This is a genomic window from Ohtaekwangia sp., assembly GCF_036786105.1.
Lineage (GTDB): Bacteria > Bacteroidota > Bacteroidia > Cytophagales > Cyclobacteriaceae > Ohtaekwangia.
Genome location: NZ_DAIQRQ010000027.1, coordinates 45,082 through 58,321, shown reverse-complemented (window position 1 = coordinate 58,321; position 13,240 = coordinate 45,082). Strand labels below are relative to the sequence as shown.

Annotated in this window: 12 protein-coding genes; 10 read left to right on the top strand and 2 right to left on the bottom strand. The window is 41.4% G+C overall.

The genetic code is table 11. From position 1 onward, the window contains the following. Window positions 1-33 precede the first annotated feature (33 nt). The 6 genes from V7Q33_RS12940 (at window position 34) to V7Q33_RS12915 (ending at window position 9,126) form a co-directional block, all read left to right on the top strand. A complete protein-coding gene (locus V7Q33_RS12940) occupies window positions 34-363 on the top strand; it encodes an ArsR/SmtB family transcription factor (RefSeq protein ID WP_333820100.1) in 330 nt (109 codons plus the stop codon). A gap of 64 nt (window positions 364-427) precedes the next feature. Next, window positions 428-1,066 (top strand): protein-tyrosine-phosphatase, encoded by a 639-nt coding sequence (locus tag V7Q33_RS12935; RefSeq protein WP_333820099.1) that lies wholly within the window; start codon window positions 428-430, stop codon window positions 1,064-1,066. 5 nt (window positions 1,067-1,071) lie between these two features. Then, window positions 1,072-2,118, top strand: a complete 1,047-nt coding sequence (arsB, locus tag V7Q33_RS12930; protein ID WP_333820098.1) for an ACR3 family arsenite efflux transporter — start codon at window positions 1,072-1,074, stop codon at window positions 2,116-2,118. A 65-nt stretch (window positions 2,119-2,183) separates the two neighbouring features. Continuing rightward, complete coding sequence (locus tag V7Q33_RS12925) at window positions 2,184-2,720, top strand: sigma-70 family RNA polymerase sigma factor (protein ID WP_333820097.1); 537 nt, start codon at window positions 2,184-2,186, stop codon at window positions 2,718-2,720. A 238-nt stretch (window positions 2,721-2,958) separates the two neighbouring features. Beyond that, entirely contained in the window at window positions 2,959-3,855 is an 897-nt protein-coding gene (locus V7Q33_RS12920) for a phosphatase PAP2 family protein (RefSeq protein ID WP_333820096.1), read from the top strand. 981 nt (window positions 3,856-4,836) lie between these two features. Further along, on the top strand, window positions 4,837-9,126 hold the full coding sequence (locus V7Q33_RS12915; RefSeq protein ID WP_333820095.1) for a hybrid sensor histidine kinase/response regulator: 4,290 nt from the start codon (window positions 4,837-4,839) through the stop codon (window positions 9,124-9,126). Between the two features lie 67 nt (window positions 9,127-9,193). On the opposite strand, the gene V7Q33_RS12910 is transcribed toward V7Q33_RS12915, so the two are convergent. Next, window positions 9,194-9,724 (bottom strand): DUF4142 domain-containing protein, encoded by a 531-nt coding sequence (locus tag V7Q33_RS12910; RefSeq protein WP_333820094.1) that lies wholly within the window; start codon window positions 9,722-9,724, stop codon window positions 9,194-9,196. Between the two features lie 225 nt (window positions 9,725-9,949). On the opposite strand from V7Q33_RS12910, the gene V7Q33_RS12905 reads away from it, so the two are divergent. From V7Q33_RS12905 to V7Q33_RS12890, 4 genes are all read left to right on the top strand, one after another. Further along, window positions 9,950-10,825: an ester cyclase gene (locus tag V7Q33_RS12905; RefSeq protein ID WP_333820093.1), complete on the top strand. Its 876-nt coding sequence runs from the start codon at window positions 9,950-9,952 to the stop codon at window positions 10,823-10,825. Window positions 10,826-10,990: 165 nt separating this feature from the next. After that, the gene (locus V7Q33_RS12900; protein WP_331981103.1) at window positions 10,991-11,311 is read left to right on the top strand and encodes a c-type cytochrome; all 321 of its coding nucleotides are present in this window, start codon (window positions 10,991-10,993) and stop codon (window positions 11,309-11,311) included. Beyond that, a complete protein-coding gene (locus tag V7Q33_RS12895) occupies window positions 11,308-11,808 on the top strand; it encodes an anthrone oxygenase family protein (RefSeq protein WP_333820092.1) in 501 nt (166 codons plus the stop codon). The genes V7Q33_RS12900 and V7Q33_RS12895 overlap by 4 nt, the downstream gene beginning before the upstream one ends. Window positions 11,809-11,968: 160 nt before the next feature. After that, window positions 11,969-12,442 carry a Dps family protein gene (locus tag V7Q33_RS12890; RefSeq protein WP_331981100.1) on the top strand — a complete coding sequence of 158 codons (474 nt, stop codon included), beginning with the start codon at window positions 11,969-11,971 and terminating at the stop codon, window positions 12,440-12,442. Window positions 12,443-12,513: 71 nt separating this feature from the next. On the opposite strand, the gene V7Q33_RS12885 is transcribed toward V7Q33_RS12890, so the two are convergent. Further along, complete coding sequence (locus tag V7Q33_RS12885; RefSeq protein WP_333820091.1) at window positions 12,514-13,239, bottom strand: sterol desaturase family protein; 726 nt, start codon at window positions 13,237-13,239, stop codon at window positions 12,514-12,516. Window position 13,240: the final 1 nt, after the last annotated feature.

The window sequence follows — 13,240 nt, the reverse complement described above, 5'->3', positions numbered from 1 at the left end:
TAAACTACCGTAATATTGCGTTATTACGGTACTATGGGAATCACAAAATCAGAACTCTTCAAGAAACGCCAAAACAGAGTAGCTCATTTAGCGAAAGCATTTGACCACCCTGCACGCGTTGCTATTATCGAGTATCTACTCAGCAACCAGACCTGTATTTGTAATGACCTGGTAGATATACTTCCATTATCTCAATCAACCATTAACCAGCATTTGAAAGAGCTTAAAAGCATTGGCATTATCAAGGGAGAGATTGAAGGGCCAAAAGTGAATTACTGCATTGATGAAAAAGTCTGGGAAGAGGCAAGGGATATATTTATAAATCTGTTTTCTCAATTTGTTTCGAAGAAGAACTGCTGTTAAAAAATTTGATCAATCATACCGTAATATTACAATAATACATTGTCGAAAAATATAGTATAGAACTATGGCAACATTCACCAGCGCATTACTTTCTGCCTTGCAGCCTACAGTCGAACGATTGACTGAGGAGTTTAATGAGATTCCGTCTGAGCGAAAGGACATTTTAAAAGAGTTGACTCAATTTGTTCAGAATGGAATTGATAAAAAGCAATCGGTATATCTGAACTTCATTTGCACGCATAACTCTCGCAGAAGTCATCTCTCGCAGATATGGGCGCAAGCTGCCGCATACTATTATGGCGTTCCAGGGGTATTGTGTTTTTCAGGAGGTACAGAAGCAACAGCTTTTAATCCCAGAGCAGTAAATGCCATGCAGAATGCGGGTTTCACTATTTCCAAGACATCGGAAGGCGATAATCCTGTGTATGACGTAAAGTATTCGCAGGATGCACCAGCTATAAAAGCATTCTCAAAGAAATATGATGATCCTTTCAATCATAATAAAGATTTCGCTGCGGTAATGACGTGTTCACATGCTGATGAGAATTGCCCTATTGTATTCGGTGCTGTTGCAAGGATTCCGCTTCGATATGATGATCCAAAGAATTTCGACGATACACCTCAGGAAGCAGCTAAGTATGCGGAGCGTGTTGAACAAATAGGAAGAGAGATATTGTTTGCGTTCTCACAAGTTAATCTCTAAGAAGCATGAGTAATCAAAAGAAACTCGGCTTCCTTGACCGGTACCTGACACTCTGGATTTTTCTTGCCATGATCGCAGGGATTGTACTTGGCAATATGTTTCCGGTAGAAGAGCTTATGTCAAATTTTCAGGTGGGCACCACAAATATACCGCTTGCAGCCGGACTGATCATTATGATGTATCCGCCATTGGCGAAAGTGCGATACGAACACCTGGGGAAGGTATTCAAGAATATAAAAGTTATCAGCTTATCTCTTATCCTTAACTGGATTATAGGGCCAATCATTATGTTTCTGTTAGCTATAGTATTTCTGCATGACAAACCGGAGTATATGGTCGGCTTGATTCTCATAGGGCTTGCCCGATGTATTGCTATGGTACTGGTGTGGAATGATCTTGCTAAAGGTGATAAAGAATATGCTGCTGGATTGGTAGCACTAAATAGCATTTTTCAAGTACTTTTTTACAGTCTGTTTGCTTGGCTCTTCATCACGGTGCTTCCTGTATACTTTGGTGTAAGCGGGCATATTGTAAACGTGAGCATGCTCGATGTTGCTAAAAGTGTTTTCCTATATTTAGGTATACCTTTTATTGCAGGTTTTCTCTCTCGATTTCTTTTTATAAAGGCAAAAGGCGAAGATTGGTATATACATCAGGTTATTCCTAAAATTAGCCCACTTACATTAATCGCTTTACTTTTTACAATTGTTATCATGTTCAGTTTCAAGGGTAAGTTGATTATGGAGATTCCGTTAGATGTTGTTCGAATTGCTATACCCTTAGTGATATACTTTATTATTATCTTCATTTTAAGTTTCTTACTCTCTAAGCGATTGGGAGCTAATTATGAAGAGAACGCTTCTGTGTCATTTACAGCTACTGGTAACAATTTTGAGTTAGCAATAGCCGTAGCTGTGGGTGTATTCGGAATAAACTCAGGCCAAGCTTTTGCTGGGGTTGTTGGCCCTCTTATTGAAGTGCCTGCATTAATCTTACTGGTAAATCTTGCGTTCTGGCTAAAGATGAAATTGTATCCGGCTAAAGCTATTTAATTGAAAGGTTGCGTCTTTTTTTAAAGCATTACGTCTTGGTAAAGGAAGAGTGTTATTAAACGACTATGGAATTAACAGTGGCACCGTGGAGTTTTTTTGAGAATGAATTGAAAGGTTTTGTTCTTAAACGTGTACGAGACAAGGCTCTTAGCGAAGATATTGTTCACGATGTTTTTATCAAGGTTCAGGATAAGATTGGACAGCTACAAGAACCTCAAAAGGCTACTGGATGGATATACCAGATTACAAAGAATATGATCGTTGATCATTTCAGAAGGCAATCAAAATATATAAGTGCTTCTGAATTGAATTGGAATGACGATGTTCTTAACTTTAACGAATGCGTTGAGAACACGCTGCAAAAATTGCTTTTAACCCTCCCGGTAAAATATAGAGAAGCTCTTCAACTGGCAGAACTTGAAAACCTTTCTCAAATAGAAATGGCAAAACGTCTTGGTGTTTCCTACTCTGGTGTTAAGTCGCGTGTTCAAAGGGCGAGACAAATGTTAAAGGAGAAATTGCACGAGTCATTGATCATTGAAACAGATGCGTATGGAAATATTGTTTTATGTGTAGATCGTGATCCGAGTTGCTGCAAATGAAAGTATATAAAATGGAAAGGCGGGCAATCCGCCTTTCTTTGTTTTAGCAGCATCCTGTGCTGCAACATCCACCACCTTCGGTGGAGACGATTAGATCTTCCATAATCAATAAATTTTTATCTGAAAATAATACTTGAACGTTTTGTCCGGATGGAAGACGAAGGGTTTCAGAAAAAGACGCAAACTTAATGATGCGTCTTTTAATTCCTTATAGCGTCTCTGTGAAAATTAATCTTAAATGAAAAAGCATTATACTTTTCTATTCATCTTGTTGATTCACTTCAGCGCTTCTAATGGCCAGAAGAAATTTGGCCTTGCACCGGTTAGTGATCACTATAAAGTATTACAATCAATAAGTTCTTTACCAAATCCTCAGCGGGCATGGATGGATACTATAAAATATCCACCAACGGAATACGGAACATCTATAGTATATCTGCTCGTTAAACCATACTACTTATCCGACAGTCAGGTAAAGGCACTTAGTGAGAGTGTAAAGTTTCCAGCTAATAGTTCTGATCAGGTTAGAAAAGAGCTTGATTACCTTTTGAAACTTCAAGAGAAGAGGACTCCCGAACAAATAAAACGTGTTGAATTTTTAGGAAACATTGGTTATTGGCCATCCGTAAATATGGTTCCATCACATCCTTCTTATAAGCAGAACTTGGAAGACTTATTTTTTGAAGGAAGAGAATTGTTGGGAAGTGAGATTAGCGCGAACAATTTCCCCAAAGTATCCAAATTGCTTCAAGGTATTATGCAGGATATGCGAATAATGGAGTTCACCATCAAGTATAAATTGCTTAGACCACGTCCTTATCATCTTGAGCCAAGATTAACACCGCTTACTAAAATCAACTCGCCATCATTCGCCAGTGGTCATACCCTTTGGGCATTTATTCAGGCATTTACGTGGAGTGAAATTGTGCCTGAGAGGCAGCCACAGTTTATAGCCCTTGCAGAAGAGATCAGGCGATCAAGGGAAATTATGGGCATTCACTATCCAAGTGACAACGAAGCTTCACGCCAGGTTGCAGACAAGATGCTTCAGTATTATTTCCAAAATCCAACATTTAAAAATGACTTAAAGGAGGCAATTCTCGAATGGGAAAAACAAGCAGGCAAATTGAAATGACGTTTGAAGAGCTTTCTACTTAAATGTGCCTGAAAAAGTTGATTTTTAATAAATCCTGAAGGAAAAGGTTCGAACTACAGATCCTCCTGTCTACACAACATTAAAAACCTGAATCGTAAAAGATTTAAGGTTTTTTAAATTGAAGTGATTTTTCTTCCGATTTTCCCATGATCTCACATTTCATCCTCTTCTATCAGGTGTAAGTCTGATGCAAAGAAACGTAGTGATTAACCAACGGCAGAAGAGCGCGAAGCCGTTCGACTTTGCAAAAGAACATACCAGCAAGCACAAGTAACTCTGCATACTCCATATATCCCGAGCCGGGCAAGTCTGTTATGTGTGAGCGGTGTTTGTGGAGCAGGTCGTTGATGCAGGTGAAATGATTTCGTAAATCAAGTACTTGAATGCTGTGCTGGCATGGAGATGCTCGATGGCAGTGTTTAGAAAATTTTCATCCTGGATTTTTCATATAGTGAATGTATACAGTAGCAGATTAAGAGTAAATATAATCTGCCAGATAGAAAGGGGTTAGCGATTACTATGGTAATACATTGTAGAATTGTGTACAATTTGTCTCAGTATAAAGATTGCTGCCTACGTCAAAACCTGATTTTTAAAAATCAGGTTTTTCCTGATACAAACACTTTGGAACCTTAGCATCTTTACCCAAACAACGGTAGGGCTGGATGAAATATTTATTTTTTCGACAAGATCGCACGTTATAATTTTTCTGTAGGATACATCGGTATTGCGCCTGAAAACTCACAAAAATTACTATTTGTAAAAACACCTGCGATAAAAATGATCCTTTTATTACATCACGCTTATTTATTGATAGGAAAATATAATATATAGTTATCCTGAACCTATGCATCACACTGTTGAATTTTATCAACAGTATTTTTTGACAAGTGTAAATATTGGGTAAAGCCATCAAAACTCGTATCGTGTTAACAGACAGTTTTAAAGAGCATGTGTAACGTGAGATTCTGGTTATTCCTCTCGCTTTCTTTTGTGTGCATGTGCACCTATTCGCAACAGGCTCAATTGAGCTTCCGGCACATTGGTGCACGCGAGGGACTCTCGCATAGCAATGTAACTTGTATCTTTCAGGACAGTCGCGGATTCATGTGGTTTGGTACCCGTGATGGTTTGAACAAATACAATGGATATACCTTCACGGTTTATCAGAATGACGCAAACGATAAGACCACCATCGGGAATAATTACATTACAGATGTGACAGAAGATCCTTCCGGACGCATCTGGATTGCCACATGGGGCGGTGGTATTAATATCTACAATCGTGAAAGTGATACGTTTATCGACTATAAACATGAACCTGGAAATCCTAATTCATTGGCGAGCGACCAGGTGAGAAGTATCATTCGCGACCATGACGGACTTTTCTGGATTGCAACAGAGGGTGGTGGCCTGGATGTGTTTGATGAAAAGACTAATCGCTTTACACATTACAGGCATGACAGATACGCTGCTGCGAGTCTGGCTGGCAACAACGTTATACAGGTAATAGAAGATCATCAGCACAACATCTGGGCTGCTACAACTGACGGATTGAGTATGTTTGATCGCAAACATAAAACATTCAAAAGCTTCAGGCATGATGATCGCGACTCTCATTCACTCAGTGCGAACGATACGAAAGTCCTTTTTGAAGACAGCCGCCACAGGCTTTGGGTGGGTACACAGGGTGGTGGTCTTAATTTGTTCGATCGAGAAACACAGCGCTTTAAACGATTCAAACATCATGCACAGGATGCCACAAGCCTTGGCCACAACTTTATACTCGCATTGAACGAAGATAGCGATGGTAATTTATGGGTAGGCACCGAAAATGGTGGTCTTAGTATCTTTAATAATCGGACAGCTGCTTTTAGAACTTATTATCAGGACGACATAGATCCTGCATCTATCAGCTGCAATTCCATTTGGTCTATATACAGAGATCAGAAAGGCAATATGTGGCTTGGTACTTTTTCAGAAGGAATAGATCTTTCTAACAAGGAGCAGAGTTACTTTGCGCACTATCGCCACACCTCTTCTCAGCAAAGCCTGGGCAATAATAAAGTACTGAGTATATATGAGGATTCGAAGAACAATTTGTGGGTGGCTACTGATGGCGGAGGTGTTGATCTCTTAAATCGCAAGACGGGTACATTTACACATTTTCGGCACAAAGCGAATAATCCATCAAGTATAACGGGCGATCATGTGCTGAACATTCAGGAAGATAGCTACGGAAATCTTTGGTTTGGTACCTGGGGTGAGGGTATTACGGTGTATAACCCGAAGAAAAATACCTATATACATTTCAGACATGATGACAAGGATACGTCTACGATAAGTAGCAATAATGCATGGGCTATACTGGAAGACAAAGATAAGAACATCTGGATCGGCACATACAATGGAGGCCTGAACCTGTATCATCGCGAAAGCAATACATTTACAGCGTTTGTGCACGATGCCAACAATCCTTCCAGTATAGGCAGCAATAAAGTTATACTCCTATACCAGGATAGTCGAGGCAGGATGTGGATCGGCACGGATGGCGGTGGATTGGATCTTTTTGATCCGGCATCACAAACGTTCACGCATTATGCTCATCATGATAGTGCCAATAGCATCAGCAATAACGCCATCACACAAATACATGAAGATAAACATGGGAACCTTTGGATAGGTACCATGTCAGGATTGAATTACTTTGACATATCTCGAGAAAAGTTTATTGCCTATCGCAAAACGGATGGATTACCCAGCGATTTTATCTCCGGTATATTAGAAGATAATGCAGGTAATTTGTGGATCAGCACGAATAAAGGTATAACACGCTATCAGCCTTCTATTGGCAAATTTCAGAATTTTGATGTAGCCGATGGTTTGCAATCAAACGAGTTTAAACCACATGCATCCTTACTGAGTCGATCGGGAGCTATGTACTTTGGTGGTACCAATGGCTTCAATGAATTTTTTCCTGACAGAATTCGCGAAAAGCACTATAAAGTGCCTATCGTGCTCACGGACTTTCAATTGTTCAATACTTCTGTACCGATAGCCAATAGCACGCATCCGGACTCGCCACTTAAAAAGAGCATTACCGAAACGAACGCCATTACCCTGGGGCATAATCATACCGTCATCTCATTTGAATTTGCTGCGTTAAATTATGCGGATGTTGGACGAAAGACATATTCCTACTTCCTGGAAGGATTTGACAAGGATTGGGTGAAGTGCGGAAACGAACGCAAAATTACCTATACCAACCTTGCCCCGGGCACCTATATATTTAAGATGCGGGCCATTGATAGTGGAGGAGACTGGGATACAAATATACTTTCGCTGCAAATGATTATCATGCCCCCTTTCTGGCAAACCTGGTGGTTTACAACCCTGGCTATACTATCGGCCACCGGATTAGGTTATCTGATCTACAGAATACGAACGAATGCTATTCAGAAACAAAAGCATGAACTGGAAGAACAGGTGCGTGAGCGCACAGCAGAGGTGGTGCAACAGAAAGAGATTCTGCAACATCAGGCACAAAACATGCAGCGGCTGAATGTGCAGTTGCAGGAACAAACCGACTTTCTGTATGCTATGAATGAAGAATTGCAGCAACAGAAAAACGAAATTCTGCGCAAGCGTGAAGAAGCCGAGATGGCACGCTTGGAAGCCGAACGCGCCAACCAGGCCAAGAGTATATTTCTCGCAACGATGAGTCACGAAATACGCACACCGATGAATGGATTACTGGGCATGACTTCGCTGCTGGCCGAGACTGCGCTTACACAGGAGCAACTGGAATATACCAGCACGATTCGTGGAAGTGGTGATGCCCTGCTCACGGTGATCAATGATATTCTTGATTTCTCCAAGATAGAGTCTGGCAATCTTGAACTGGATTATCATAATTTTGATTTGCGTCAATGCATAGAAGATGTGATGGATGTGTTCTCTGCCAAAGCTTCACAAAAAAACCTTGACCTTGTATACCAGATAGACTATCGCATTTCCGCACAATTAATAGGAGATAGCCACCGGTTACGCCAGGTGTTGCTGAACCTGATTGGTAATGCAATGAAGTTTACACACCAGGGTGAAATTTTTGTAGGAGTTGATTTATTGAACCGTAATAACGGGGAACTGGAGCTGGCTTTTGAAGTAAGAGATACCGGTATAGGTATATCCCCGGATAAACTTCCGCGGTTATTTAAAGCTTTTACCCAGGCAGATTCGTCTACTACGCGCAAATATGGCGGAACCGGGCTCGGGCTCATTATCAGCAAGCGCCTCGTGGAATTAATGGGTGGCTATATTACCGTGGAGAGCGAACAGGATACCGGTGCTACATTCAGGTTTACTTTCCATACGAAAGAGAGTCGTGAGTCTATACGGCAATATGCATTGTGCAGCACTGCTGGTAACGAAGGTAAGCGCGTGCTAATTGTAGACGACAACGTCACCAACTTAACGATACTGAAGAATCAGTTAGAGCATTGGAATCTGACATCAGTGCTGGCATCATCTGGCCAACAGGCGCTTCAATTGCTTTCGGAAACTACATACGACCTGGTAATATCGGATATGCAGATGCCGGTGCTGGATGGTGTGCAGTTAACGCAACGCATCAAGGATAATTATCCAAACATACCGGTAATTCTGTTGAGTTCGGTGGGAGATGAGAGCAAAAAGAAATATGCAGACCTGTTTTGCGCTATACTTACCAAGCCGGTAAAGCAGCAAAATCTTTGCAAAGTGATTCATGCAGCATTCCGTCCCGGAAAAAATGCAGGCGGGCGCGAAGAAAATTTACCCACTCAACAATTATTAACAGAAGACTTTGCTTCACAATACCCGCTTCGCATCCTCGTGGCAGAAGATAACCCCGTGAATCAGAAGCTGACCACATTGGTATTGAATAAGCTGGGCTATCATAACATCTCTATTGCGCAAAGCGGACTTGAGACATTAAAGAAACTTAACGAGCAATTCTATGATATAATTCTCATGGACGTTCAGATGCCGGATATGGATGGACTGGAAACAACGCGCATGATCCGTGAGAAGCACCACCAACAGCCGGTGATCATTGCCATGACTGCCAATGCCATGCAGCGCGATCGTGACGAATGCTTTGAAGCGGGTATGGACGATTATATCAGCAAACCAGTAGTGATTGATATATTGGTTGATATGCTAAAAAAATGGGCACAGCTAAAGCAATCAGATTCAAGGATTGTTTTATGAGAGCGGAACCGTTATCTGGTACAGGGTTAAGCGTTAATAGATCCATCTGATGATATAAACTGGTTAGTTACAACTTGCCCAACAATTCCGTCAATTGTACTTTGTGTTGGCGGAGTTTGGGCAGATAGTCATGTGCAAGCGCCATCACACTCGGTTCTGTCCCGTGGCTCAGTTCGTTTTCCAGCATCGCTATATCCGCGTTGATCGTTGTTAGCTGATCTTGTGTAAAGGTGATATCAAATGATGCAATAGTTGCGTTCTGTAAAGTAGAAAGATCGGAGGCTGCATCGGCAGGTATAGCAACCGGCAATGTATACCGGGTGTTGGTAGCAATGGTTTGTAGTTGCGTGCGTGTTTGTTCAAGATCGCCTAATATTTCAGCAGCAACAGTTTGAGTAGCCGTTTTTCCATTTTGTGTTGCCAGTGTAGTGGCTTGTATTTTGTATTCGTTATAGCTATACAAATAGGTTATAAACGTTCGATCGGTTTCATTTAATTCATACGGACTCTCTTCCGTTTCGCATGCACAAGACGTTGACAGGAGTAGCACCGTCCATAAAAAGTAGGTATAGATATAGTGTAAAATCCTGCGTTTCATAAGTATTAATAATAGGGTGTAGTTCAATATTGCCAAAAACATTCGGGACATTGCAATGATGTTATAACAATTCAATGAAAATTAATTGTCCTTTAATTCAGGCATGATATAATGGGGAAATCTGTCCTCATTGTTTTAAAAAAGAATTTTAGAAAAAATCACGCCAGTGATTTTTTACAATTCTGCGCCGGCTGGTGAAAATACCTTTGTTAAAAAACAACGGAAATGAAAACAAACACATCAAGAAGAAAAGCGCACAGAAACGTTAGTCTGTTCGCGGCAATCCTGTTATTGCCCGCCATGGCATACAGTCAGAAAACAGCTCGCCATGAAATGAATAAAACAAACAATACATCAGCTATGGAAACAACAATAAACAAGGAAGTTATTCGCAAAGTATATGAAGCTATGAACACACGAAATGTGGCATTTTTCCAAAGCGTTATATCAGAAGAATATACCAGCGTAACGGGTACAAAAGGCAGCGCAGGATTTTATGAACCGATAGTCGCATTGACTAAAGCGTTGCCCGACATTCAATGGAAGGTAGAAGAACTTATTGCCGAAGATGACAAGGTTGTAGTAAAGCAAAAAATAACCGGAAAACAAACGGGACAGTTTCAATATATAGCACCTACAGGTAATGCCATCGTAAGCGATGGTATTGCTATCTATACCTTTAGGAATGGCAAAATTACAAGCTCTCAGGTAAATACAGACAGACTTGGATTCTTACAGCAATTGGATGTACTTCCTGTTGATCTGTCTACTTTGCAGGTGAATAAAGAGGAAGTAAATTTCATAGATAAATTTTTTGTTCCCGCTGCCGCAAAGAAGGAATTTCTGGAGCGCATGGAAATAAATCGGTCCTTTATAAAAAGCCTGCCGGGTTTTATAGAAGATGCCGCCTATGTGTATACCGATGAAAACAACAACCTGATCTGTGTTACTGTGGCACGCTGGAAAAACCAGGAAGCATTTGCCAAGGCAAAAGAAGCTGTACAGGCCGAGTATCGCAAGCAAGGCTTCGATGCTGCTGAAATGTTCAAACGACTGAACATCACTGCGGATCGTGGTGTATATACACAGATGGTGAATTAACCTATTGTTTAAATGGTGAGATATGAAGCCTGGTGTAAAGTATCATCAGGCTTTTTTTGCATAATGGTAGAATAGATCAGATCACAGCGCTTGCCGATGCCCTGTCGGTTTTATTCTATTTTCCAGGTTCATGGGGCTATAATTTTGTTTTAAAATCAAACGATCATGAACCGAAATTCTTTTATTATGCTTATCGCGTTTGTCCTGCTGAGCTTGTCGGCCTCAGCGCAAGACTCTGTGCCGGATGGCAGAAAAATCTATGAGAAGAATTGTGTACGCTGTCATGGTAAAGATGGTACCCGCGGCCAGTTCGGTGCGAAAAATTTACAGGTGAGTACATTGAGCCGTACGGAAGCCGAGTTGGTGATTCGTGAGGGAAAGCGCATCATGCCCTCGTGGAAGAAGAAACTCACTTCAGCAGAGATTATCCGGGTGGTTGCCTATATAGAATCTTTACGAATCACTCCAACCCATAACGTACCATGAAACGACCTATGAGCACAACCATTCTTGTTCTAACCGCTACAGCTACCGGATTGATCAGTGGCTTGTTTTATTCCTATAGCTGTTCGGTAAATCCCGGCCTGGGTAATTTACCGGATGCGAATTATATAGCAGCCATGCAGTCCATCAATAAGGCAATCATTAATCCGCTTTTTATGATGAGCTTCCTTGGCACCCTTGTACTTCTTCCGCTAAGCACATATTATTCGTATAACGCTTCTATGATGCTTCGGTTTTATTTGTTGCTTGCGGCTACCATCTTGTATGCAGCGGGTGTCTTTGGCGTAACAATGTTGGGTAATGTACCCTTGAACGATGCTCTGGAGAAAGTAAATCTGCAGGCAGCTTCTCCTGCTGAAGTCAGAGCTTACCGCATTTCTTTTGAAGGCCCGTGGAATTATCTGCACCGTATCCGCAGTCTTGCGTCATCGGGAACATTGATTCTGGTAGTGCTGGCGTGTGTGCTGGGTAAAGAGTAAAGTGCGTGACGCTTTATGCATGCTCACCGTATAATGATCAGCTGTAGAGTTCCCGTTCGTCAGCTTTATTTGTGCATTAATTTTACAGTTCGTTATTCCCGGTATAAATACTTTTTGCGATTTTTAGCGGTTCAATTTTTCAACTCTAAAATACATTACTATGCAAGCAAAAATCGGAATAGAGCCTGCTTTACTGAGCAAGGTGGCTTACGAACTTTCCAGAATACTCGCTGACGAGTTTGTTCTATATACCAAGACCAGAAACGCTCACTGGAATGTAGAAGGTCCTGACTTTTATAGTGTTCATAAATTCTTTGAAGATCAATACGAGATACTGGACGATACGATGGACGATATAGCAGAGCGCATCCGTTCTATCGGTCACTATGCACCGGCAACGCTGAAGGAGTTCTTGAGCCTCACCAAACTTACAGAAGAATCGCGCAGTGCGAATAGCAGCGGCGGCTTCATTAAAGAATTACTGGACGACCATGAAACCGTAATCATTCACCTGCGTGAGAATATCAACCGCTTTGCCAACGAATACCAGGATGCCGGAACCAGCGACTTCATTACCGGTCTTATGGAAACACATGAAAAGATGGCGTGGATGTTGCGTTCACATTTGAAATAAGATAATTTGAATTATCCTTCTTTCTTCAATATGCTATACTCTGAACATACAGGGTATAGCATTTTTTTAGATCACTCTTGGCTCAACGTACCAAACAGGCGATCCCAGATACTGGTATAGAAACCAAAGTTGTGATGTATATCCTGGTGGTGCTGGTGATGAAAGGTTGAAGTGCCGATATATTTAAGCACAGGGTTACTGCGAAGCCTTTCGGACAAAGGCTCAAGGCCAAGATGGCCGATCATGCCAAAGAGCACATTAACCGTGAGGTATAGTATCATCGCGTATAAGTTAAACGGATATACAATTAGCAACACTAACCATAATCCTCCAAACGAAATAGTTTCCACAGGGTGCAAAACGAAGAGGTCTATAGGTTTCGGATCGATCGCCTGGTGGTGCAGCCGATGCATGAGGTTATATAAAAATGTTTTATGGATAATGAAATGGAAAATGTACATCAGTAAGTCCATCGCCAGAAACAGGATGATGAAATCAACGATAATATAGAGCGATAGATGGATATGGATACTGATGATGTGATGCTTCCATAGCCAGAAGCCTGCATACGTTACGGCCGTGTTCAGTATATTGGTAATACCGCATAGCAACCACTCGTGTGAAGTATACCGGTAGGAAGGTGCCACCGGTGTATAGTGTTTTTGCAAGGCACGGCCAATAAGCAGGACGAGCGCTGTAATCAGCATGTTTTCTGCCAGAAAGAAAAGCCACAACACGGCTTCAGGAAGCGTGAGCAAGGTATTCAGAAATTCCTGCAGCATATCGTCAAACTTCATA

Excerpts from the sequence above, each read along its gene's own strand:
- V7Q33_RS12905 (WP_333820093.1), top strand. The coding sequence starts at position 9,950 with ATGAAAACAAACACATCAAGAAGAAAAGCGCACAGAAACGTTAGTCTG.
- arsB (WP_333820098.1), top strand. The coding sequence starts at position 1,072 with ATGAGTAATCAAAAGAAACTCGGCTTCCTTGACCGGTACCTGACACTC.
- V7Q33_RS12900 (WP_331981103.1), top strand. The coding sequence starts at position 10,991 with ATGAACCGAAATTCTTTTATTATGCTTATCGCGTTTGTCCTGCTGAGC.
- V7Q33_RS12910 (WP_333820094.1), bottom strand. The coding sequence starts at position 9,724 with ATGAAACGCAGGATTTTACACTATATCTATACCTACTTTTTATGGACG.
- V7Q33_RS12940 (WP_333820100.1), top strand. The coding sequence starts at position 34 with ATGGGAATCACAAAATCAGAACTCTTCAAGAAACGCCAAAACAGAGTA.
- V7Q33_RS12925 (WP_333820097.1), top strand. The coding sequence starts at position 2,184 with ATGGAATTAACAGTGGCACCGTGGAGTTTTTTTGAGAATGAATTGAAA.
- V7Q33_RS12890 (WP_331981100.1), top strand. The coding sequence starts at position 11,969 with ATGCAAGCAAAAATCGGAATAGAGCCTGCTTTACTGAGCAAGGTGGCT.
- V7Q33_RS12895 (WP_333820092.1), top strand. The coding sequence starts at position 11,308 with ATGAAACGACCTATGAGCACAACCATTCTTGTTCTAACCGCTACAGCT.
- V7Q33_RS12920 (WP_333820096.1), top strand. The coding sequence starts at position 2,959 with ATGAAAAAGCATTATACTTTTCTATTCATCTTGTTGATTCACTTCAGC.
- V7Q33_RS12885 (WP_333820091.1), bottom strand. The coding sequence starts at position 13,239 with ATGAAGTTTGACGATATGCTGCAGGAATTTCTGAATACCTTGCTCACG.
- V7Q33_RS12935 (WP_333820099.1), top strand. The coding sequence starts at position 428 with ATGGCAACATTCACCAGCGCATTACTTTCTGCCTTGCAGCCTACAGTC.